Annotated in this window: 16 protein-coding genes; 5 read left to right on the top strand and 11 right to left on the bottom strand. The window is 68.6% G+C overall.

Features of this window, described 5'->3' with window-relative positions; all coding sequences use genetic code 11:
* Window positions 1–541 precede the first annotated feature (541 nt).
* Together ACIREI_RS00190 and ACIREI_RS00185 are read right to left on the bottom strand one after the other, a co-directional pair.
* Window positions 542–2614, bottom strand: coding sequence for an NB-ARC domain-containing protein (locus tag ACIREI_RS00190; protein WP_403325435.1), 2073 nt, complete (start codon window positions 2612–2614; stop codon window positions 542–544).
* A 254-nt stretch (window positions 2615–2868) separates the two neighbouring features.
* Window positions 2869–3303 carry a hypothetical protein gene (locus ACIREI_RS00185; protein ID WP_403325432.1) on the bottom strand — a complete coding sequence of 145 codons (435 nt, stop codon included), beginning with the start codon at window positions 3301–3303 and terminating at the stop codon, window positions 2869–2871.
* A 1020-nt stretch (window positions 3304–4323) separates the two neighbouring features.
* On the opposite strand from ACIREI_RS00185, the gene ACIREI_RS00180 reads away from it, so the two are divergent.
* Both ACIREI_RS00180 and ACIREI_RS00175 read left to right on the top strand, forming a co-directional pair.
* Complete coding sequence (locus ACIREI_RS00180; RefSeq protein ID WP_403325429.1) at window positions 4324–5187, top strand: reverse transcriptase domain-containing protein; 864 nt, start codon at window positions 4324–4326, stop codon at window positions 5185–5187.
* Complete coding sequence (locus tag ACIREI_RS00175; RefSeq protein WP_403325426.1) at window positions 5187–5753, top strand: group II intron maturase-specific domain-containing protein; 567 nt, start codon at window positions 5187–5189, stop codon at window positions 5751–5753. The genes ACIREI_RS00180 and ACIREI_RS00175 overlap by 1 nt, the downstream gene beginning before the upstream one ends.
* A 247-nt stretch (window positions 5754–6000) precedes the next feature.
* Here ACIREI_RS00175 and ACIREI_RS00170 read toward each other — a convergent pair whose 3' ends face one another.
* Window positions 6001–8613, bottom strand: coding sequence for an NACHT domain-containing protein (locus ACIREI_RS00170; RefSeq protein WP_403325424.1), 2613 nt, complete (start codon window positions 8611–8613; stop codon window positions 6001–6003).
* A 525-nt stretch (window positions 8614–9138) separates the two neighbouring features.
* On the opposite strand from ACIREI_RS00170, the gene istA reads away from it, so the two are divergent.
* Together istA and istB are read left to right on the top strand one after the other, a co-directional pair.
* Complete coding sequence (istA, locus tag ACIREI_RS00165) at window positions 9139–10776, top strand: IS21 family transposase (protein WP_403325421.1); 1638 nt, start codon at window positions 9139–9141, stop codon at window positions 10774–10776.
* Window positions 10773–11561, top strand: coding sequence for an IS21-like element helper ATPase IstB (gene istB / locus ACIREI_RS00160; RefSeq protein WP_403325418.1), 789 nt, complete (start codon window positions 10773–10775; stop codon window positions 11559–11561). Before istA ends, istB begins: the two co-directional genes overlap by 4 nt.
* A gap of 6 nt (window positions 11562–11567) precedes the next feature.
* Here istB and ACIREI_RS00155 read toward each other — a convergent pair whose 3' ends face one another.
* The 3 genes from ACIREI_RS00155 to ACIREI_RS00145 all read right to left on the bottom strand — a co-directional run bounded on the left by ACIREI_RS00155 (window position 11568) and on the right by ACIREI_RS00145 (window position 16641).
* The gene (locus ACIREI_RS00155; protein WP_403325415.1) at window positions 11568–12416 is read right to left on the bottom strand and encodes a hypothetical protein; all 849 of its coding nucleotides are present in this window, start codon (window positions 12414–12416) and stop codon (window positions 11568–11570) included.
* A 1793-nt stretch (window positions 12417–14209) separates the two neighbouring features.
* Complete coding sequence (locus tag ACIREI_RS00150) at window positions 14210–15100, bottom strand: DUF5655 domain-containing protein (protein WP_403325412.1); 891 nt, start codon at window positions 15098–15100, stop codon at window positions 14210–14212.
* Window positions 15101–15801: 701 nt separating this feature from the next.
* Window positions 15802–16641: an NAD(P)H-binding protein gene (locus tag ACIREI_RS00145; RefSeq protein WP_403326835.1), complete on the bottom strand. Its 840-nt coding sequence runs from the start codon at window positions 16639–16641 to the stop codon at window positions 15802–15804.
* Between the two features lie 81 nt (window positions 16642–16722).
* Between ACIREI_RS00145 and ACIREI_RS00140 the strand changes: the two genes are divergently transcribed.
* Window positions 16723–17568, top strand: coding sequence for an AraC family transcriptional regulator (locus ACIREI_RS00140; RefSeq protein ID WP_403325409.1), 846 nt, complete (start codon window positions 16723–16725; stop codon window positions 17566–17568).
* A 32-nt stretch (window positions 17569–17600) separates the two neighbouring features.
* Here ACIREI_RS00140 and ACIREI_RS00135 read toward each other — a convergent pair whose 3' ends face one another.
* From ACIREI_RS00135 to mftD, 5 genes are read right to left on the bottom strand one after another with little or no spacing between them, the layout of a single operon-like run.
* Window positions 17601–18479, bottom strand: coding sequence for an NAD(P)-binding domain-containing protein (locus tag ACIREI_RS00135; protein ID WP_403325406.1), 879 nt, complete (start codon window positions 18477–18479; stop codon window positions 17601–17603).
* 53 nt (window positions 18480–18532) lie between these two features.
* A complete protein-coding gene (gene mftF, locus ACIREI_RS00130; protein ID WP_403325403.1) occupies window positions 18533–19933 on the bottom strand; it encodes a mycofactocin biosynthesis glycosyltransferase MftF in 1401 nt (466 codons plus the stop codon).
* Window positions 19930–20706, bottom strand: coding sequence for a mycofactocin-coupled SDR family oxidoreductase (locus tag ACIREI_RS00125; RefSeq protein ID WP_403325401.1), 777 nt, complete (start codon window positions 20704–20706; stop codon window positions 19930–19932). Before ACIREI_RS00125 ends, mftF begins: the two co-directional genes overlap by 4 nt.
* Window positions 20703–21419, bottom strand: coding sequence for a mycofactocin biosynthesis peptidyl-dipeptidase MftE (gene mftE, locus ACIREI_RS00120; protein WP_403325399.1), 717 nt, complete (start codon window positions 21417–21419; stop codon window positions 20703–20705). The genes ACIREI_RS00125 and mftE overlap by 4 nt, the downstream gene beginning before the upstream one ends.
* Window positions 21416–22657, bottom strand: a complete 1242-nt coding sequence (mftD, locus tag ACIREI_RS00115; protein WP_403325397.1) for a pre-mycofactocin synthase MftD — start codon at window positions 22655–22657, stop codon at window positions 21416–21418. The genes mftE and mftD overlap by 4 nt, the downstream gene beginning before the upstream one ends.
* Window positions 22658–22662: the final 5 nt, after the last annotated feature.

Below are 22662 nucleotides of genomic sequence, written 5' to 3'. Positions count from 1 at the left end.
GCCGGCGCCCTGGGCGGCGCCAACAGACCACGCCGACGCCTCCCCAGGAAAAATCCCTTCGCTCAGCGCCAGGACCTGGCGCACCGCATCGCCCAAGAGGCCCTGAAAGGCACACGGATCCGCACGCTCGCAAAGCGCTACAACCTCCGCTGCTGGGACATCCGCTTCGCCCTGGAGATCCCGCGCCTGACCACCAGAGACGGGGCAGCTGGCCGACCCCATCACAGGCAAACTCGCCGACCTGATCGAGAGCATGATCAGCAGAGATCTGAACAAAAGGCAGATCTGGATAGAACTCATGGACCACCACGACTACCTGGTCAAATACCACAGCATCCGCCACTACATCGACTACACGCGATCCCGAACGACATCAGCACCAGCAGACTCGTTGACATCCAATCCAGTCGCCGCAGGTCAGCGCGCCGCACACGACTAACTTCGCTACCAAAGGGCAACCTTGTACCTTGTCATCCAATCGAGGTGTTTGGTAGCTAACCCAGCCATATCGGCTTCTGTGAGGGAGGTCGTGCCCGCAGATTCACCGGTTTCGGGCGCGTTCCTCCCAGTGGGCCAGTTCTTCACGTGTGGCCAAGATCCGGGGATGGTCGGGGCCGAGTATCTGTATCTGCTGGTTCAGCAGGTATGTGAGGGACGCCGCGGCCCCGGCAGCGTCTCCAGCCCGGCCGCGCCAGTGCGCGTGGCCGTGGTGCGCGTCAAACACCTTCACCCAATTGGAGAGCGCCGTCAGATCTTCCAGGCCGCTCCGGTACGGGCCAGTGCCGCCCTCCTTCGGATGCTGGAGCCCACCGTGCTCGCCCAGTACGCGGATCAGATCGGTCAGGAGTGCCTCATACGCCATCGCCGCCCCGTACGGGTTCCCTGACTCGCCCTGCCAGCGTGCGAGTTCGGCCCGTGCGCCGAGGATGTCCGGGGAGTTCGGGTACGAGTGGTGTTGCAGCAAGGACAGGAGTTCGGCGTATGCGGCTACCGCACCGGCCGCGTCACCCGCGGCGCCGCGCCAGCGGCCCAGGGCGGCCCGGGTGTCCAGGGTGCGTTTGTGGTGGGGGCCGAAGAAGCGGCTCTGCTGGTCGAGGATCGCTTCGTACGCTGCCACGGCCCCGGTAGCGTCGCCGGACTCGCCCTGCCAGTGGGCCTGACGGAGACGGGCGAATTCGAGGCCCGGAGAGTAGGGGCCCTGGCGGTGAAGTGCCTCACCGGCCAGCCGCTCGAAGTAGGCGACGGCTGCCTGCGCCTGGCCGGTCGTCCCCAGCACCTCACCGAGGCGGTAGAGCAGGCCGTGGTCGACCGGGCTCGGGCCGTTGCCTTCGAGGCCGGAAAACGCATCGGGTCCGTGGTAGGACCAGCCCGCCCAGAGAGCCGAATCGGCGTGTCTGCGGAGCACGTCGACGGCGTCGCGGAGTACCGGGGCGAAACCGGGGTCCTTGCCGTGCGCGTCGGCAGCCTTCTCCAGTGCTGACGCGACTGTCCTGCCGAGCTTCCGTACGCGATCGGCGGGCAGTGACTCGCGCGTCGCGCGCTGTAGTACCGGGTGCACGCGCACCGCGCGATAGGAGGCGCCTGGTGTGTAGTCGATGATCCCCAGGCGGTCCATCAGACGGAGCGCCCCGCGAACCTCGTCCGCCTCGAGCATCTGGAGCGCAGCGTGACGCTCGTCCGGCCGGAGCATCGGGCCGGATGGCGCGGTGGCGCGGTGTTTGTGGAGGTACTCCGCGGCGGCGGAGTTGTGGAAGACGGATTCGGGCATCCCCGCGTCAGGGAGCAGAGAGGCCAGCTCCAGAAGCGGACGTGCCAGGTCGCCCGAGGGCATCCTGTCTGCCCGCTCCAGCGATGAACGCCACGCCTCGGGTACGGCGAAGTCCTGGTCGTCGGGCAACGCACCGGGGCCGGGCACGAGTTCAGCGAGCGGCTGCCCGCGGCGAGGTCGCCCCCCGTCCCGCTCGCCGGGCCCGCTGAGCAAGTCGTACTCGTCCAGCAGGCGGACATACGCCGCCAAGCCCAGCCCGGCGCCTGCCAGATGGGCAGCGGCCTGCGACAGGGCCAGCGGCAGGTATCCCAACGTATCTGCGAAGGCGGCGAGTTCATCGGCCGCAGCGTCCGTACGCCCGTACTCGGCCAGCACCTCGGCGAGGTAGGCAGACGCCTCGTGGGGCGTGAAACCCGCCACGGGGACCACCAGGCGGTTCAGCCCGGGCTGGGCGACGTCTCGGCGCCGTGTGGTGACCAGGACCTGGCCGTCCGGGTGATCGGGCGGCCACAGGCCCCGCAGATCCTCGGGGTCGACCACGTCGTCAAGGACGATCAGCCAGCGGCGTCGCGCACCCTCGGCGCCAGGCCGCAGCCAGGCGAGGAACGCCTGCGCCCCACGTTCGCTCGCGGCCGTGCCCGAGCCGGTGGCCGTGTCCGTCCCGGTGATCTCGGCCATGGCCTGGGCGTATCCGGCGACGACCGCCATACGGTCGGTGACCGTGACCCACACGAGCAGATCGACCTGCTCATCCCGCCAGGCCCCGCGCGCAATCCGGGCCACCTGCTGCGTCTTGCCCACACCCGCGGTGCCGACAAATACCGTGCAGCGCACGGCGGTCGACACGCCCGCGGTGTCCACCGGCCCCGTGAGCCCCGTGCCCTCGTCGAGCGCGGGACGCGGCTGAAAGCAACGCACCGCAGCCGGAATGACTCCCACGAGAAGCGGCCACGCCGCGGGGGGACGGGAATTGCCGTAATACGAGATCTGGTCGGCGCGCCCGACGGCCACGCCGTGGTGACTGGCCTGGACGACGTGTGACGCCGACGCGGTGGAGTCGGCGGAGGAAGGGAGCGGGCTGGGGTGGTCAGCCGGTTCGTTCAGCCCTGGAACGAAACCGGCGGTGGAGGGGGGCCCAGGTGCACACCTCCGTTGATCACTCCAGCGGCGACCGAGCCGTTGTCGGAGCTGACGTTCAGGTCCCGGCCGACGGCCAGGCTGCCGTCCCCGACGACTGTCCCGGACGCACGGTGTGCGTCCAGCAGCGACTGCAACTCCGCGGTGGCACGGTCGCGTTCCTCCTGCGCGAGGCCCTCAAGAAGGCCCTCGAACCGGGCCTGCCACAGCGCCTCCTGTCGGATGCGGATCCGCTCGGCCGATGCGCCGTCGTTCGCGTCCAGCGTGGCCAGGTCGGCCGCGGTCTGGTCCAGACGCGCCAGTTCACCGGACTCTCGCTCAGCGTCCCCACGCCCGAACCACACAGCCACCCGCCGACGGAACCCCTCCCAGGCATCCGTGCCTGCGGCTTGGACCACTGCGGTTCCTCCGGCGGTCGCCAGTACCGTCAAAGCCTCTGGCAGCACGCGCCATCCCCCTTCCGTGCTGATCGCCAACGATGTCGTTGATCTTACCTTCGGTGCCTGCCTCGCCACCGGGTGGTTTCTTCACTAAGGGTTCGCACGGACGTAGCCGCACCCGATGCCGATCCAGTACCCCGTTCGCTCCGGCACCCCCGTCAGCCGGTACGAAAACGGCACGAGTGACGTCAGAGGTTGCTTAATATCGATCATGGTGGTTTAGCCGTGCCCGCGCGTGTGTCGTGTGCCCGGGACGACTCTCGCGGAGACCGACCTAGCCGCCTTGACATCCAAGTCAGTCGGCCCAGGTCAGCGCGCTTCACACGACTAACTTCGCTGTCAAAGGAGTGCGCCACGAGGCGCTACGCAATCGAGTGGAGGTGAAAGACCTTCTCCTCCGGGCCGTCGCAGCGGCCTGGTGAAGCTGGGGGCAGCCCGGCCCGGGGAACGCCGGGGAGGGTGGCAAGCGGCCCCGACAACGGCGGGACGTGCCGGGACTACCGGACGGCGTGGGTCCGTCTAGCGAGGTCAGAAGGTGTAGCGAGAGCGAACCAGTGGATGAAGCTCCGTAAGCAGCGAGCCGGCTCAAACCTGGTGGATACGGGCCGGTATGCAGCGCGTGACTCGGCCGTCCTCGGGTGGACGGGTCAACTCCGAAGCCGGATTTCCTTTTCCGGTGGGGAGGCCACGTTGAAAGCCTGCGGCGTAGGCGTGGCGATGCTGCCGGAGTAGAGCTGGGCGCCTCCCTGACCGATCGATTGCATGGTGAACGTGGGAACCATCCGCGGTCGCCCGAGCTGCCGGACAGCCAGTTCGGTGGTGGGCAGGCCCGTTGCCGACTGATGGCTGTGGGTGGGGCGGAGGCCCCGTAGTAGTCGCGGGAGTAACGACCCGTCGTGGAGACCGGGAAAGCCGGTCGCAGGGCCAAGGGGGCCAGCAAGTCAGTGGCTGACGTACTGGAATGTCGGGAGGTCGCCGGTGAATACCGACGAGCAGGAGCGCGCCTTGTATGAGGCGGAGCGCCGGGTACTGAAGATCCAGACCAAGCTGCACCGTTGGGCCCGTGGTGATCCTCATCGCAGGTTCGGCGATCTGTTCAATCTCGTTGCCGACCCGGGCTTCCTGCTGGTGGCTTGGGATCGGGTGCGGGGCAACAAGGGTGCACGCACGGCCGGGGTGGACGGACGCACGGCGTCGTCCATCGCGCTGTGGGTGGGAGTCGAGGAGTTCCTCGATGTGCTGCGGTCGCAGATCAAGGACCGCAGTTCCCAGCCCATGCCGGTGCGGGAGCGGATGATCCCCAAGTCGGGCGGCAAGCTGCGTCGTCTGGGGATCGCGACGATCACCGACCGGGTGGTGCAGGCGTCCTTGAAGCTGGCGCTGGAGCCGATCTTCGAGGCGGATTTCCTCCCGTGCTCCTACGGGTTCCGCCCGAACCGCCGGGCTCATGACGCGGTGGCCGAGGTGCGCCTGCTCACGTCCAAGAAGTACGAGTGGATCGTGGAGGGCGACATCAAAGCCTGCTTCGACGAGATCTCGCACACCGCCCTGATGGAGCGGGTGCGAGCACGCGTCGGGGACAAACGCGTCCTGGCCCTGGTGAAGGCGTTCCTCAAGGCAGGCATCCTCAGCGAGGACGGCCTGCTGCGGGACAACGACACCGGCACCCCGCAGGGTTCGATCCTGTCGCCGTTGCTCAGCAACGTCGCACTTTCGGTCCTGGACGAGCACATCGCCCAGGCCCCGGAGGCGCCGGAACTGACCTCAACGAGCGCCGCAGGCGTCGACGCCGAGGTCTGCCCAACTACCGCCTGGTGCGGTATGCGGACGACTGGTGCCTGATGGTTCACGGTACCAAGGCAGACGCCGAGGCGCTGCGCGACGAGATCGCGGAACTCCTCTCCACGATGGGCCTGCGGCTGTCGCAGGAGAAGACTCTGATCACCCACATCGAGCAGGGCCTGGACTTCCTCGGCTGGCGCATCCAACGCCACCGCAAACCAGGCACCAACCGGTACTACGTCTACACCTACCCGGCCAAGAAGGCCCTGCGGGCCATCATGGTCAAGGCCAAGACGCTGTGCCAACAGGTCGGAACGAACCAGCCGCTCGACGCCCTGCTCGCCAGGATCAATCCGGCGGTGCGGGGCTGGTGCGCCTATTTCCGGCCCGGGGTGTCCTTCGCGACCTTCTCCTACCTGCGCAACTACTTGTGGCACATGGTGTGGAGATGGGTGCAGCGCAAGCACCCCAAGACGGGTCGGAGGAAGATCTTCCGCCGCTACTGCGGCCGCAGATCCTGGTGGACTGGTGAGACCCGGGAGTTGTTCAACCCGATCACGGTAGGCACCACTCGCTACCGCTACCGGGGCATGGCGATTCCCACTCCCTGGGACGCCACGGGATGAGGGCAACCACCACGAAGCCCCTCGGGGCTTGTGGAGAGCCGGGTGCGGTGCCAAGTCGCATGCCCGGTTCGGGAAGCGGCTCCGGGGAAACGGACCGGTCGAAAGACCGGCACCGCACCCCGGGCCGACTTCACCAGAACTGTTGTCCTTTGTCATCCTGTAGGATCTCGCGCTCCATGCCGTAATCTCACGGCCAATGCCGTGCGGATGCCGCATACGGCATGGTGGTGAGACTGCGATTCAGAGGTCACCGTCGGCGCGTGCCAGCCGCATGGTGCCGCTGGAGTTCGACGTGTCGGAACTGGTACACAGCGCCGGACTGGCGAAGTACCCCACGATGCTCGTGAGCGTCGGCGAGAAAATCCATCAGCCGCCAGGGCAAGCGATGGCGTACTGCCAGATAGCCGCGCGCGATGAAAAACGAGCCTCCCGCGGTCTGGTTCCAGGCGACTGCGAGGCCGACCAAGATTCCGACCAAAGATCCTATGACTAGGGCACGCAGCAGCTTGGGAACGGTCATGACCCAGTCGACGGACTCCCAGCCGTACCCGTCCGGAGCTGTGGGCGCGAGCTCCGGCGAGGAGGCACACCAGACCACGAGCCCGAGAACGACTGCCACCGCTGCTGCCGTTACCCGGCCAAGCCTGCGGAATGTGCGATGGTCACGTGTAAGGAGCGCGGCCGGTGACGGAGCGCGTGTTAGATCGGCGGCTGCTCCCTTGATGCCCTGGGTGATACCACCTACGAGGCAGTACGCGGCGAGGGCACCTGCCGCAAAGGTGGAACCAAACGAAGGAAGCCCGCTCATCCTGGTCAGGTCGGCTGCGAGTCCTTTGGTGAGTCCCAGTTGGAAGAAGAGCACCGACCACGCCGGCGCGATCACGGCGAGGCCCCCACCCAGGCCGGTCAGCAGACCTCCCCAGTCCCAGGACCACCGTGCGTTCGCCGCTGGCGGTGCCTCGTTGCGGCGCCTGGCCTGCCCAGCCGCTAGGCCCCCGGCAAGCCCGAAGAAGCCCGCCAACCCCAGGCCGAGTGGCAACAGGTCCCATGGCCTTGCGTAGTCCAGCGTCTGAACGTACATGTAGCCAGCACCCAACACGATGCCGAGGAGGGCCGCCCCCCAGCTCCATCGGAGCCCGGAGGTGTGCTCCGCGCCTGCTCGTCTGGCCGCGAGCCCGGAGGCGAGCTCGCCCATGAGCCCCCCGACGAATCCGTAGATGAGGCCGGTCGTCAGCACCTCGCAGGTAAAGGAGTACTGGTAAGAGGCAAAAGCATCGTCCCCGTAGCCGAGTACCGTGCTCGTTGCACCGATCGAGGCGCCGATCAACCCACCGGGAATTCGTCCCGCGAGCCCGCCGGCAAGACCTGCGATCAGCCCACCTGAAGAAGCCTGCACCCACCCCATTCCAGGCGCGTAACGATCGTCCACCCAGAGGGGCAGGTGGGCGCTGGCCTGTTCGATCACCCAGGTCACGGTGCACTCCATCGCACCTGCGAGTACCCCAAGGATCACCAGCGGCAACCAGCTCGGAACTGCACGATGCAGGTGCCACCAAGCCAGGTCAGCGGAGCCGACCTGTACGCGCTCCATATGTCGGGCGAGCCACCGCAATGCTCGTTCCGCCTGTTCGGCGGACCACGGTGAGCGAATCCGCGGGTGGGCGCGGTAGGCCGCGGGCACGAACGCTGCGAGCAGGTGGGCCTCGACGGCTGCCCGGTTGGAGAGCGCCGGGTCGTCCAGCAGTTCGTCGGGGGCCGGGATTTCGTCCGGGGACTCTCCAGTGCGAGGGTTGTAGATGGAACGTGCCAGGAAGATCATCAGAGGTGTGCTCAGTGCCTGGGACACAGGCCCGTCGGATCCCAGGCTATGGACTACGCGGTCCCATCGGGCCGCAGCTGGCGTTCCGGCCCCTCCAGCGTCCCGGCGCAAATAGGCGGCGATCTCGGCGGGATCTAGCGGGAGCAGTTCGATTCCCGCCGCGCCGGTCAACTTGCGCGGGAGCCCCGCGGTGGCAGCGGCCGCCTCGCCGTATTCCGTCACCCGGCTGGAGAGAACCACGGGCTGGCCCGCCGGAAGGGCACTGTTGATCTGATCAAGTGCCGTGCTCCTGCTCGCTGCCGGCAGTTCGTCAAAGCCATCCAGCAGCGGAAGTACGAGTCGGTGCGCCAGGAGAGCTTCAGCGCGGCTTACACCACCGAACGCGTCCGGGCTGCGAGCCGCGAGTTCCTCGAAGTCCTGCAACAGCCGATCCACCAGCCACGATTGGAGATCTTGCCCGGCCGGATCCCACGATGACAGCGTAAACAGCACTGGAACGGGGGTGCCTGGGGATCGGCCTTCCATGAGATCAAGCAGCAGCCGTACCAGCAGCATGGTCTTGCCCGAGCCGGGACCGCCGAGGACTACCAGCCGCTGGGTGGGTACCCGCTCACGGAATACACGCATGATCTGCCTCCCGCTGCCCGCGAGTTCGGCTGGCTCGATCGCCCAGCCCGACGCCGTGGGCCCCGAAACAGCGCGCTGTTCCTCCGCGAGTCGCCGCAGAAGGCCCCACTGCTCTACCAGGCACTCCGGTGCCTCGCGCCATGCGACGGTAAGCGGCCGGGGATCGTGCACACCCCGCACCCCTGCCTCCGCCTCCCACTGGCGGCGCACAGCTACCGCCAACTGGTCGGCGATGGCCTCAAGAGAGGGCTCTGCAGGAGGTGCCGAGCGGCTCGAACGCAGCGCAACCCACGACAGATACAACCCGGCAGCTGTAGGCGACAGCGTCACTGCTGTCTCCGCCGTCGACAGATGAAAAGAGTGCGTCAGCCACAGAGCCCCCGCCGCGCCGCCGACCGCCAGCAGGAGGTACACCAAGCCCACACGACGCAGACGAATGCCAGGTTCCCCCACACCCAGTGAACGATCCGGCCGTATCCAAGTCACATGCGGCGAGAGGACAGCCCACCCGCTCCGCGGCGCCCCGCACAGTCTGGGACGGGTCTGAAGCACCCAGCGGAAGATGGCGCGATCGTGAGACAAAACCTACTGGCCAAGCTGTGAGACCGTCAGAATCGCCGCAGATCACAGCACCGCTACATGCCGCGAACAGTGAGCTCCTACACCAATCGAGGCGCTTGACAGCGAACCCAGCCGCTTCGGCTTCCCTGACAGTGAATCTAGTCGTGAGGGGTGAGCACGCTGGGGGTGTCGTATGTAGAGGTGCCGTGTGTGGCGGGTGGCTAGGGCGGCGTTCAGCGGACCCACCGAGGCGACCCCAACTGGCCCCAACTTGGGGGGCGTTCGGGGGCACTGAGGGGTGGTGGCGAGGCGAAGTGGCCCCACCTCGGGTCTTGCGGTGCCACGGTGGATGTGGTCCGCCGAGGGTGGGTGCTGCGGATGTCCCTGTCCAAGCAGGAGCTGTTCGACCGGCTCCGCCGCGACAGCTGGCAGCAGCAGCTGTCGATCCGGGCGTTGTCGAGGAAGTACGGGGTGCACCGGCGTCTGGTACGGGAGGCGTTGGCCTCGCCAGTGCCTCAGCCGCGCAAGCGGCCCGTACGGATCTCACCGCGGATGGAGCCGTACAAGAAGACGGTCGACGAGTGGCTCCGTGCTGATCTGGAGGCGCCGCGCAAGCAGCGGCATACCGCCAAGCGGATCGGTACGCGGCTGGAGGAGGATTTCGGCGTCACGCTGCCCTACACCACGGTGCGCGACTTCGTCACCGCCCGCCGTCGGGCGATCGCCGAAGAGGGGGTGCCGGTCGAGGGCTTCCTGACCCGGCACAACGCCCCCGGCGCGGACGCCGAGGTCGACTTCGGGGAGGTCTGGGTCGACTTGGCCGGGCAGCGGGTGAAGTGCTACCTGTTCGCGTTCCGCCTGGCCTACTCAGGCCGGTCGGTGCACCGGATCTCCCGCTCCTGCGGGCAGCAGGCGTTCTTCGAGGGACATGTGCACGCGCTGACCGTGCTGGGCGGTGTTCCGGCAGGTCAGGTGCGCTACGACAATCTCACCCCGGCGGTCAGCAAGGTCATGTTCCGCAGCCGGCTGCGCGAGGAGAACCCGAAGTGGACCGCGCTGCGCGAGTTCTATGGCTTCACTCCGTTTTACTGCGAGCCAGGACTTCGCGGCGCGCACGAGAAGGGCGGAGTGGAGGGCCAGGTCGGCTATTTCCGCCGCAACTACCTCACGCCTGTCCCACGCGTGGAGACGCTGGAAGATCTCAACCGGCAGATCGCCGGATTTGAAGCACGGGAGTTGGAGCGTCGGATTGGCTCGCGGATCCGCACGATCGGCCAGGACTTCGCCCGCGAGGCCCCGCACCTGCTGCCGCTGCCGGCCGAGCCGTTCGAGACGGCCATGACCTTCCAGCCGCGGGTCGACCGCTACAGCCGGATCACCGTGAAGATGTGCTCCTACTCCGTCCCGGTCCGGTTCATCGACCGGAAGGTGACCGTCCACTTGACCGGCGACACCCTGGTCGTGTTCGACAACCGGCGCGAGATTGCCCGTCACGTCAGGCTCGCCGGCCGGGGTCTGGAACACCTGGTTCTGGACCACTATCTGGAGGTGCTGCTGCGCAAGCCCGGCGCGCTTCAGGGCTCCGAGGCACTGCACCAGGCCCGCGCCGAAGGCACCTTCACGGCCGAACACGAGGCGTTCTGGGCCCTGGCCAAACAGCAGCTCGGCGAGAGCGAAGGGACCAAAGCCCTGGTCAGGATTCTGCTGCTGCACCGCCATCAGCTGCACGCCGACGTGATCGCCGGCCTTCGTGCCGCGGTCGACCTGAGCAGTTGCAGTGAGGATGTGGTCGCCCTGGAAGCCCGCAAGGCTGCCCAGGCCGCCGGCCGGGCCCCCACCGTCACCGCCACCCCGGCACCGCCGGACCCCTTCGAGCCGCCCGGCCCGCAGCTGCCGCAGGTCAGCCACCTCAGCGCGCGTCGCCTGGCCGAGCCCCTGCCCGAAGACGCCCGCCCTCTGCCCCGCCTGGAGCAGTGGGACGAACTGCTCCACCTGCGCCGGAAGGATTCATCATGACTACCGCTCATCACGCGCTCACCGCCCAGGCGTCCGACGCCGCGATCGACACCGCCTGCCGCATGCTCCGGCTGCCCACCATGCGAGCCCAGGCCGCCGACACCATCGCTCGCGCCGAACGCGAGGGCCTCTCTTACGCCGGCTTTCTCGCCGAGCTGCTGATGGCCGAGTGCGAGGACCGTGACCGGCGCTGGGCCGAACGCCGCATCCGGGCCGCCCACTTCCCGCGCGAGAAGTCCCTGCGCGACTTCGACTACAGCGCCAACCCCAACGTCGACCCGGCCGTCATCCATAACCTGGCCACCTGCGACTGGATCACCAAGGGCTACCCGCTGTGTCTGATCGGGGACTCCGGCACCGGCAAGTCCCACCTGCTGATCGGCTTGGGCACCGCGGCCGCGATGGCGGGCTACCGCGTCCGCTACACCACTGCGGCCAGCCTGGTGAACGAACTCGTCGAGGCCGCCGACGACAAGCAACTCGGCAAGACCATCGCCCGCTACGGACGCGTCGACCTGCTCGAAATCGACGAGCTCGGCTACCTCGAACTGGACCGCCGCGGCGCCGAGATGCTCTTCCAGGTGCTGACCGAGCGGGAGGAGAAGAACAGCATCGCCATCGCCTCCAACGAGGCGTTCACGGGCTGGTCCAAGACGTTCACGGATCCGCGGCTCTGCGCGGCGATCGTGGACCGGCTCACCTTCAACGCCACCCTGATCGAGACCGGCACCGAGTCCTACCGCCTCGCCCGCACCAAAGCGAACCGGACCAGCAGGGCGAAATAGGCCGGTTCATGCGGCAGTGCGGGCATCTGGTGGTGCGAGGACGGCACGAGCCTCCCGGCTCAAGGCGCCGAGTCCGATCACGGCCTCGGCCACCTCCGATCCCATCTCCAGCTGGCGCCACAGCTCGTGCAGTGCCCCGGAGATGTCCCCGCTGCCCGTGAACCGCCGTTGCGCGATGTCCAGGTCGCGCAGCCAGCCGTCCAGATAGGGGTCGGCCGTCAGCCGGGATACGTACTCGTCGATCTGGGCGGCCAGATGTGCGCTCAGCCATGCCCCACCGGTCTCCAGCAGCCTGCTGCGCACGGTCGTGTTCAAAAACGACCAGTGCGCCGCCACTTCCGCCACTGCCGGCACGGCCTGGCTGCCCGGACGCACCGCGGCGCGGAACTCCTCCAGGGCGTGTTCCAGCGTCCCGTCCGTGAGCTGCTGCCGGAGCTCAGCAAGAGCACCGTCGTCCCGGTTCGGCTCCCAGCCATTGAGAGCTGCCTGCGCAGTCCGCTCCACAGCGAGCAGCCCGGAGGCCGCGTCGTCGAGACGAGCCGCAGGGCCGGGGACCAGCCGGGGCACGGACGCGGCGAAATCACCGGCCACCCGCATGGCCAGACGCCGCCCGGCACGGGCTTCCACCGCCTCGGCCTGCACCATGGCCACCCGGTTGAGGACCACCAGGGCCAGCGGGACACCGAACGCCGCGGCCGTCACGGACGAGAAGACATTGGTAAGGAACGCCTTGTCCGCCCAGAATCCCGCGTGATCTCCCCACCAGCCCAGGCCGAGCAGCACCGCGCCGACCGCCCACAGCGCCACGCACCCAACACGCAGCCCGCGCGGCGTCTCGTCCCAGATCCCCCGCACCCGCCCCGCCCCTCCCCGAACGGCTTGATCACCAGCACCCAGACGCTACACCGCCCACTTCGCCGTCAAGCCAGTGGTCCCAAATCAACCCGCTCTCCGGAGCCACCTCGCAACGCCTGATCTTCACCAATCATCCTATAAATGGGGCCAGTTGGGGTCGCCTCGGTGGGTCCGCTGAACGCCGCCCTAGCCACTCGGGGGTCTCCCAGGTGGTCGTCATCAGCCCAGGAGGGTTGGAAACCGCACGAGGGCGGCTGGAGCAGTCTCGCTCGGGTCGAGTCTTCATCAGCCCAGTAGGGTTCGAAACTAGGGACTGCGTTCCAGGCACACGGTCAGGTAGCGGGTCGTCACGAGCCCAAGAGGGTTCGAAACACGATGTCGATGCCCAGCGCCCGCTCGATGCCCGGGTCTTCATCAGCCCAAGAGGGTTTGAAACTAGTGCCGGAATACCGCGACGATCAGCCCGTCCTTGTCGTCATCAGCCCAGGAGGGCTCGAAACGTGAGCATCGTCCGGATCTGAAAGGCTGTCGGGGCCAGCCCAAGAGGTTCGAAACTGGCTCTGCAGAACGGATCGGATGCGCTCCAACTCGTCGTCATCAGCCCAGGAGGGTTCGAAACATGCGCAGGCAGCAGGTGTACAGGAGCAGTAGCAGCGTCGTCATCAGCCCAGGAGAGTTCGCAACATGGTCGAGATCATTGGCGGGCCACTGAGCAGCGAGGTCGGCATCAGCCCAGGAGGGTTCAAGACGTGGAGTGTTCGTGGCCAACGTCGTCCAGGAGCATGGTCTTTATCAGCCCAATAGGGTTCGGAACGCCTGCAGCTCGGCCAGCCCGTCCGTGGGCATGACGTGTCGTCATCAGCTCAAGAGAGTTCGGAACCTGATGTCCTTGCGGACCTGCGTATCTCCGATGCCGGTCGTCATCAGCCCAGAAGGGTTCGAAAGGTGAGCTGGCCGGGGTACGCACCGGTGCAGATCACGCGTCGTCGTTCAGCCCAGGAGGGTTCGTCGTCATCAGCCCAAGAGGGTTTGCAACGACTCCAGGAGGGCCAGCCCGTAGCCCTCAGAGCGGATCCTCATCAGCCCAGGAGGGATCGTAACCGGTGCCACACCGACGGGCCGGCATAGCCGCAGACGTCATCATCAGCCCAGGAGGGATCGAAACTAGTACGAGCGGCTGGTGAGCGCGTCTGGCGCACCGTCGTCGTCAGCACAGGAGGGTTCGCAACGCGAGGATCGTGGCCGCGGCCGTGCCCCAGGAACCGGTCGTCATCAGCCCAGGAGGGTTCGCAACACCGGTCCGGGGACCCATGCGAGGGAGAGGCCGTGCGGGGTCGTCATCAACCCAGGAGGGCTCGCAACTTGACGGGGATCTGGTCGAGCAGCGCGGCGCCCCATGTCGCCATAAGCCCAAGAGTGTTCGAAACTACACCCGTCGTACGGACGACCTGCGCTGGTGGGCGTCGTCATCAGCCCAGGAAGGTTCGAAACGCGTCCTTGTACAGGCGGGCGCCGGCGCGCAGGGCCGGTTGTCATCCGCCCAGGAGGGCTCGAAACCTGGGGAAGGCGTGGGTCACCGGGTTCCCGCTTCGTCTCTCGTCGTCAGCCTAAGAGATTCCGCAACGGCACCACGGGCAGGGCGATACATAGCACGGGATCCCCGGTTAGCGAAACCGGGGATCCGCCGCACTATTGGTGGTCCACCGCCATCCCTGCACGTCGCGTCGAAAGGCACCATCACAAGGACTCACAACTCCACACTCCGCTCGGGCCAACGCGCCAGCGAGCGATCCCTACGCCGCGGCGTAGCTGAGACGGAACAGGTCCTGGGCCCGCTCCAGGTCCCGCTCCGTACGCAGCTGCACCTCCAGGTCACCCGTGCCGTGGTGGCCGAGCCCCGTCACGTCCCGAGTGAAGCCGGGCACGATGTCGACCGCCTTCGGGTCGGCCTTGAGGTAGACGAGGAGCTTGGTCTGCTGCGGCGGGCAGACGCAGGCGAAGTTCCGCAGCCGCTGGTACGCCGCGTACTGCTTGCGCTGGACCCGGGTGATGCCGTCCCCGAGGCCGAGCAGCACCTCGTCGACCGCTTCGGCCAGCTCCGCCAGGGCTCCGCCCTGCCTACGGGCAGGCTTCGCCCCGGCCGCGCGCCGGCGGATCCGCCTTGCCGTGTCCGAATGCCCGGTGACGGAGGCCACGGTCTCAAGGCCGATGAGGTCGTTGCCGAAGTACCGGTAGCGGACCAGGTCGATCGAGCGCCGGTGCTCACGCACGGCGTGCGCGTCGTAGCGGGTGAAGTCGCCGGCGACACAGATCAGACGGGGTGCGCTCCACAGGATCTGGGACGCGGCCGACGCCCCGAATCGGTCGCGGACCAGGTTCCGGAAGGCGTCCTTGTGGGCCATGAGCCACGCCATGTAGTACAGGCCCTGGTTGATCACACCGGCATCCGTGCCGCGCTTGTACTCGACGACCACGGGTGCGAAATTCTCGTCGACTCCCAGTGAGTCAATCCGCCCGCCATCAACGCAGTCGATGACGTACTCGCTCGCCAGGAACCGCACGCCCAGCATTGTCTCCATGTGCGCCTCGATGAGGTCCTGCACATCCGCCTCGACCTCAGCAAGGCGCGGCATGACCTCGGTCACGCCTCTATTCGTCGTGTGGAACAGCTTCAGGCCTGACACCTTCCCCTCCTCGGCTCGGTGATCACCAACGCCGATGAGGTACAGGTTTGTTTCCGCGAGGGGCTTCGGAGTGTGAGATCCTACGTACGGCCCGGTCGGAGAACGCACGCGTCCCCCGGCCACCAGGGATCTACGATTCCCCCATGTGTCCCCCGCGCCCTGGGGGACAGCGCAAGGAAGCTGCGTTTTCGCAGGTCAGCCCCCGTAGCTCAGTGGATAGAGCACGTGCCTTCTAAGCGCCTGCTCCGTCGAAAGACGCCTACTGGTTCGGCGTCATCCCCGTCCTCGCCGAGTCCGCGAGCCACTACGGCATCCACGCCAACGAGATCGCCCGCGCCGGAGCCATCGGCCAGATCCTGCACATGATGGGCCCCACCTCCGCACCGCTGTGGGTCCCGCTCAGCCTCGTCAAGGCCGACCTCGGCGACTTCCACAAGACCGCCCTGAAGTGGGGAATCCCGTCTCGCTCACCTACATCCCGCCTTCGCGCTCCTCACGGGCGCCATCACGATCGCATTAGAAACGCGTGCCGGTGCGGGCAGGGCGAGGGGGCCTGCCCGCACGAACGCGCTCAGGCTCGGCCACTTCGCCGAATCCCGCGAGCGCTCACCGAACTGGGCCAACCAATGGGCGGACTGCAGCGGCAGGTCCACATGAATCCACATGAAGGGGGTCCGGAACTCAGTACGGCCTCGGCACTCTTATGCGTGCCACTTACCGGCTGCTGCGGTGCGCACGACGTAGTCCTCGAACGGCGCGGGTTTTCGGCCGAGGACGCGCCGGACGTCGTCGGTGGTCTGGCGGCCGATCTCGTGTTCGCCGAGAAGGACGAACATCCCCGAGACGTACTCCGCGACCTCGCGAGACAGCCCGCCGTCCACGAGCATGTCGGCGTACTGCTCGGGTGCGACCTGCCGGTAGGCGATCGGCCGGTCCGACGCCGCGGCGATCAACGCCGTCGCCTCGGCGAAGGTCAGGCAACGCGGCCCGGTCAGTTCGTAGGTCTGTCCTTCATGGCCCGGCTTCGTCAGCACCTCGGCCACGACCGCCGCCACGTCCTCGATGTCGATGAACGGCTCAAGGACCTCGTCTCCGGCCGGCAGGGCGAGTTCGCCGCCGAGCAGAGGTTCGGCGAAGACGTCCTCGTCGAAGTTCTGGGCGAAGTTCGACGGCCGCACAATGGTCCAGTCCAGAGACGACTGGCGCACCACCCGCTCGGCGTCCTGCACCTCCTGGCCGAACGCGGAATCCTCCCAGGCATCGGCCGCGCGAGCCGACAGCAGGACAAGACGCCGCAGCCCGAGGGCCTGAGCCCGCTCGACGAACTTGCCCATGGGCCCGGGAGCGGGCGGCGCGACGACGTAGGCGGCGGTCGCGCCGGTGAGTACGGCGTCCCATCCGTCCGGGTCCGCCCAGTCGAAGCGAATGGCGCTTGAGCGCGACACCGGACGTACACGTTCACCGAGGAGCCTCAGGCGCGCGCTTACTCGGCGACCAGTCTTCCCGGTCGCGCCGACCACTACGATCATGTTTTCACTCATGAACCCATTCAAACGCCCACTTCTGGACGCATCCATAGCCACAAAGCCAGTAGACCTTTGCGTTCGTCTAAGCTCAGGGGCATGGATGCGTTCGGTGACCTTCTTCGTGGTGTGCGTTCCCATGGTTCGGTCTTCGGCTACTCGACGCTCTCCGCTCCGTGGTCTGTCGATTTCGTCGAGGGGGCCCCACTGACGTTGTGCGTGATCGTCGACGGCGGCGGATGGATCGTGCGGGAGGGGCAGGAGCCGCTGCGGGTCGCGTTCGGTGACTGTGTCGTCGTCCGCGGGCCCGAGCCCTTTTCCTTCCGTGACGCGAAGGACACCACCGCGGCAATGGTCACCGGCGCCTACCCGGTGCACGGAGAGATCGGCGACCGGCTGATGGAGGCACTGCCACCCGTGCTGCGGGTCCCCGTCGACGCCGATGAGGATGCCGCCGCGGTGGCACGCTTCCTCGCCTCCGAGGTGGCCGCCGACCGGCCAGGGCAGCAGATCGTTCTCGACCGGCTCCTCGACTGGCTGCTCGTCTGCACCCTGCGCGCCTGGTTCGACGACCAGCGTGAATCAGCACCCCCGTGGTATTCGGCCCAGCACGACCCGGTCGTCGGCCCGGTACTGCGGCTCGTCCACTCCGAGATCGGCGCCCCCTGGACCGTCGCCGCGCTGGCTCGACGTGCTGGCGTGTCCCGCGCCACCCTCGCCAAACGGTTCACCGACCTGGTCGGCGAACCACCCCTGACCTACCTGACCCGGTGGCGCATGACAGTCGCCGCCGACCGCCTCGCCGACCAGCCCGACCTGAGCATCGCCGCCGTGGCACACGAGGTCGGCTACGCCGACGCGTTCGCCTTCAGCAACGCGTTCAAACGCGTGAAGGGGGTCAATCCCAGCACCTACCGCGCCCAGGCCCAACGGGTCGCGCGGTGAGCTGAGACCACACACCGACAGGGGCGGTGGGGCTACCCCTGGCTCGCCCGGCTCTTGCGGAGGAGCTCGGCGTAGATGGCGGCGAAGTCCGCGTCCGCTCCGGCCTCGTCACACGTGGAGCGCATCTGCCGCAGCGTCGCCTCAAGGACGCGCGCGTCGATTCCGGTCTCCTTCATGGAGGACGCGACACCTTCGATGCCCGCCAGGTAGACGCCGAGAGTGGCCTCCTCCGCAGTGAAGTCGTCGCGGGCGATCTTCTGCTGCGCCGTGGTCAGGAAGTCCGCGACCAGGGGGAACGCGTTGAGGAACCGGGGCAGTAGCGTGGCAGCCGGGAGGCCGTGGGACTCACCGTAGGCGGCCGCTTCCATCGCGGCGGCCAGGATGGGGGTGGTGAAGGCCAGCGCGGCCTCGCCCATGACATTGGCCAGCTCGACGGCCGTTCCGAGGTGGTCCGTCCCGCCCGCGAGGGGCTGGAGGATCTCACGGTGCGTCTCCCACGCCTCCTGGGACCCCGAGTAATGGATGACCGCGTCCGCGCTTCCGATCTGCGACGGGTAGCACAGCAGGACACCTTCGAGAAGCCGGCCCCCGCGCCCCACGACCTCGGCTTCGAACGCGACGGCCGCGGCGGCGCCACCGGTCGTGAAGTTGACGATGTCCTTGCCGTTCAGGGAGCCCGGCTCGGGCAGGAGCCCCACAGCGGTGTCGTAGCCGAGGACGGTGAGCACGGTCACCGGGCTGGCGGCGATGGCGGCCGCCGCGTAGGGCGCGCACTGTGCGCCCAGGGCTTCCAGCTCACCGGTCCTGCCAGGCGTGCGGTTCCAGACGGTGACACTGCGACCATCCGCGAGGAACTTCCTGGTGATGGCCGAACCCATCTTGCCCATACCCAGGACCGAGACATCCGTCATGGTCGTGATCTCCGTTCAGTCGGTGACGATGGATCTCAAGTGCCTTCGCCCGCTCACTTCTTGTGCGGGAACCTCGGCACCAGACACTTGGCGTCCCTCCGGCGCAGCGCGCCCCACCACAACCCGCCTCCGTACGCGAGGTTGTCGAGTTGCCGGGCCACGACCCATGAAGGGTGAACCGGGCGTCGCAACTCCGAGAGCTGGACCGCCGTGTCCACGACCAGTGCGCTGACGACGGCGCGCCGGGCCGAGGAGCTCACGCATGCCGCGGCGGCGGCCAACGGCCAGCTGTGGCGCACCAGCAGAGCGGCCTCCTGCCGGACGGCCCAGCCCGTGCCCCGCGCTGTCAGCCGCGCCGCGAGGTGGCCCTGCCCCGTGGTGTCGGACAGTGTCCGGCGCAGGCGTGCGTGCGTGGTGACCAGGCAGGCCGCCGCGAGCGGCCAGGACCAGCGGCGGCGCACCAGAAGCGCGGCGGCGCTCAGTGCGGCTACGGGCGGTACGACGGCGGGGGCGACGGTCGTGCCGTGCCGCGCGGCGAGGTCGGCGCCGCCGGTGCCGTACACGAACTTCCGGCCCAGCCACGCCCTGACCGTCGGACGCGCGTCGTGGAACGCGATCTCGGCCGGGTCGTAGCGGACGACGAGCCCCCGGTCGACGAGCCGCCAGACCAGGTCGACGTCCTCGCCGACGCGCAGCGCCGGGTCGAAGCAGTCGCCCAGGTGCTCGACGCGTCCGACGAGACACGCGCTCGGCAGCCAGCCGACCGCGGCGCCGGGCCGGACCGAGCACGGCCGGTGCCCGAGCGCGAGCGACGACGCCTGTTCGTCGTACCGCTCGAACCAACGCGGCCTGGTGGTACGGGACTTGCTGCGCACCAGGGGGCCCACCATGGCCACCGAGGGGTCCGTCAGGTGCCGTGCCAGCCGCCGCAGTGTGCGGGCGGTGACCTCGACGTCGGAGTCCACGAAGGCGACGAGTGGCGTAGCCACCGCACGCAGTCCCGCGTTGCGTGCCCCGGCCGGTCCCGCGTTGTCCGCCAGGGTCACGAGCCTGGCTCCGTGCCGTGCCGCCACGCGCGCCACCGCACCGGGGTCCTCCGAGGCGTCGTCCACCACCACGCAGGTGAGCGGGCTCAGGGCTCCGAGTGCCCGGTCCAGCTGCTCGGGCCGGTCACGCACCGGGATGACGACGGTCAGGTCCGCGGCAGGTGGCACTGTGCTGTCGAACACAGGGTCGGCGATGTTGGCGTCGAGCAGTCGCCGGGCGAGTGTCCCGCTCACGGCGTCACGTACCCGCAGCAGGTCGCCGTCGAGTGCCGCGATCGCGCAGTCGCTGAGCCGGACCAGCCGCAGCGGCGAACCTCCCACGAGCGTCCGGCCTCGCTCGCGGCGCAGCACGTCACGGCGCACGCGGACAGTGAAGCCGTCGGGGAGCACGCGCCGGGCCGTGGTCACAGCGGGTACCCGCCGTCCGCGTGCACGACACCACCGTTGAGGACCACCCCGGCGGGAGAGCAGCAGAAGGCGACGCAGGCGGCCATCTCGTCCGCGGTGATGGGCCGCCGGATGGCCTGATGGGCGACGAGATCCGCCACGTCCGCGTCGTCGTACAGCTCTGCCGTGCGGCGGAGCATGGCGGTGTCGGTCGAGCCCGGGGAGACGGCGACGGCGGAGATCCCGGTGCCCACGAGGTCGGCGGCGAGTCCGCGGACCATGCCCACGACCGCGTGTTTGGCGGCGTTGTAGGCAGCGAGGTGGAACATGCCGTGGCTGCCCGCAGCCGAGGCCACCGCGACGAACCGGCAGCCGCCCGGATCCGGACCGGCCAGCATGCGCGGGACCGCCACCACGGCGGTGTTCCACACGCCTTTGGCGTCGATGTCCCACAGCAGGTCCAGTTCGTCCTCGGCCGTCTCCCAGAGGGGAGAGCCGCCGGCGACGACACCGGCGGCGGCCACGGCCGCGTCGAGCCGCCCCCAGCGGGCGACGGCCGTGTCGGCCGCCGCCTTCAGGGCGGCGCGGTCGCGGACGTCCGCCACCCGGGTCACGACGTGCTCGTAGGGCGCGGCGACCGACTTCAGGTCGTCCTCGGTGGGCATGGGATACGGCACCGCCGCGGGCCCGGCACACCAGTCGAGGGCCAGCACGGCACAGCCGTCCTCGGCGAGGCGGCGGACCACTGCCGCGCCTATCCCGCGGGCCGCGCCGGTGACCAGAGCCACCCTCATCCGACCGCACCTCCACTCCCGGCACCGGCGAGGGCGGGGAGAACTGCTCGTACGCGTCCGGCGACGTCCTGCGCCATCTCCTCCAGCAGGTGCCGTCCCTCCTTGGCCGAGGCACCGGCCGGGTCACCGAGGACACCATTGGCCGAGACCGCGCCCATGCCTCCGGCGAGCAGATGAGGCATGAGCTCCTCGAGCGGCGCGGTGTTGCCCGCCCCGGCGAGGTCGAGGCGCACCGAGCGGGGGATCAGGTGAAGCATGAGGGAGGTCTCGGTCCGGCCCGCGTGCGGGTCCGCCTGCCGTGTCGCGCAGGGCAGCCACATGGCGTCGTGGCCTTCAGCGACGAGCTGTCGGATCGCCCCGTCGAGAGCCCGCAGGTTGCCGCCGTGGGCGTTGACGAAGACCACGCGTGCCGCCCATGTCCTGAGCGACCGGGCGAGTTCGAGGATGACCGTCCTGAGCGCCTCGGTTCCGATCGAGCTGGTTCCGGCGAACTGCTGGTGCTCTCCGCTGGCGGCGTAGGAGACCGGCGGTCCGACGAGCACGTCGTCACGGCCGAGGAGGTCCGCGGCGCGGTGCGCGACGGCGTCGGCGATGACGGTGTCGGTGTTCAGCGGCAGGTGGGGTCCGTGCTGTTCGATCGAGCCGACCGGGACCAGGACGGTCGCCGCCCGCGGGAGGGCGAACGTGGTGGCGTTCGCGAGTGAGCGGCTCACCGGGACGTGCCGCTCGTACCGAGTGCGCGGTCGAATCCGTCCGGCACTACGAGCAGTTCCGGGCTCAGCTCTCCGATCGAGGCCACGCCCATGCCGAGCAGGGCGGAGTCGATGCCGCCGCGCAGGATGTCGAGGACGTTCTCGACGCCGGCCTGGCCGTTGGCCGCGAGTCCCCACAGGTACGCCCGGCCGATCATCACCGCTCTCGCGCCGAGCGCGAGGGCCTTGACCACGTCGGATCCGCGGCGGATGCCCCCGTCCATGACGACCTCGATCTGGTCGCCGACGGCCTCGGCGACGGGCCGGACCATGCGGATGGCCGCCGGTGTGCCGTCGAGGTTGTTGCCGCCGTGGTTGGAGACCGAGATGGCGTCGACGCCGGCGTCGACCGAGCGGAGCGCGTCGTCGACGCGGCTGACGCCTTTGAGCATGAACGGCTTGCCGCTGATCTGGTTCCACTGCTGCCGCATCCAGGCGACGTCGTCCCAGCTTGGAGGTGGGGTGGTCATCCACTCGTAGTAGGCGCCGAAGAACGTCGGCGCGTCCCCTCCGGGCGGGGCGAGGTTGGGGGCGGTGAGGTCGGGGATCCGCCCGCTCCTGCCGAACTCCCACAGCCAGCGCGGCCTGGTGACGACCTTGGGGGCCATCCGCACCATGGTTTTGAGGTCGACCTTCTCCGGGATCTCCGGGCTGCCCCAGTCGCGGCCCATGGAGAAGGACCAGTCGAGGGTGGCGATCAGCCCGGCCGCACCGGCGTCCGCCGCGCGCTGCATACGCTGGGTCATGACGTCGCGGTCGCCGGTCCAGTACATCTGGAAGAACGTCGGGGCGCCGGTGGCGGTGACCTCCTCCACCGGGCGGCTGGCGAAGTTCGACAGTCCCATGACGGTGCCGCGGGCCGCTGCGGCTCGAGCCACGGCGACCTCGCCGTCGGGGTGGACGGCCTGGACTCCGGTCGGGCTGATGAGCACGGGCAGGGAGATCTCCTGGCCCATGACCGAGCTTTCCATCGTCCGCTTCGCGTTCTGCCCGGCCACCACGGGCGCGAGGCCGATCTCGGCGAAGGCGGCCTGGTTGTCGGTGACGCTCTGGCCGCGCTCGGAGCCGGCGGCCAGTGCGCCGTACACCGGCGCGGGAAGTCGCTTGCGGGCCCGCCGCTGGGCGACCGCGACGGATTCGAACCAGGGGTTCTGCTTCCACGGGTTCTCGATCTTCGGGAGCCGGGCGCGCTGGGGCATGGGGC

It is taken from the genome of Streptomyces sp. NPDC093591 (assembly GCF_044764885.1).
Taxonomy (GTDB): domain Bacteria; phylum Actinomycetota; class Actinomycetes; order Streptomycetales; family Streptomycetaceae; genus Streptomyces.
The sequence above is the reverse complement of the archived record's forward strand: the minus strand, read 5'-3'. Positions and strand labels throughout refer to the sequence as shown.

Excerpts from the sequence above, each read along its gene's own strand:
- ACIREI_RS00175 (WP_403325426.1), top strand. The coding sequence starts at position 5,187 with ATGGTTCACGGTACCAAGGCAGACGCCGAGGCGCTGCGCGACGAGATC.
- istA (WP_403325421.1), top strand. The coding sequence starts at position 9,139 with ATGTCCCTGTCCAAGCAGGAGCTGTTCGACCGGCTCCGCCGCGACAGC.
- istB (WP_403325418.1), top strand. The coding sequence starts at position 10,773 with ATGACTACCGCTCATCACGCGCTCACCGCCCAGGCGTCCGACGCCGCG.
- ACIREI_RS00145 (WP_403326835.1), bottom strand. The coding sequence starts at position 16,641 with ATGAGTGAAAACATGATCGTAGTGGTCGGCGCGACCGGGAAGACTGGT.
- ACIREI_RS00140 (WP_403325409.1), top strand. The coding sequence starts at position 16,723 with ATGGATGCGTTCGGTGACCTTCTTCGTGGTGTGCGTTCCCATGGTTCG.
- ACIREI_RS00135 (WP_403325406.1), bottom strand. The coding sequence starts at position 18,479 with ATGACGGATGTCTCGGTCCTGGGTATGGGCAAGATGGGTTCGGCCATC.
- ACIREI_RS00125 (WP_403325401.1), bottom strand. The coding sequence starts at position 20,706 with ATGAGGGTGGCTCTGGTCACCGGCGCGGCCCGCGGGATAGGCGCGGCA.
- mftD (WP_403325397.1), bottom strand. The coding sequence starts at position 22,657 with ATGCCCCAGCGCGCCCGGCTCCCGAAGATCGAGAACCCGTGGAAGCAG.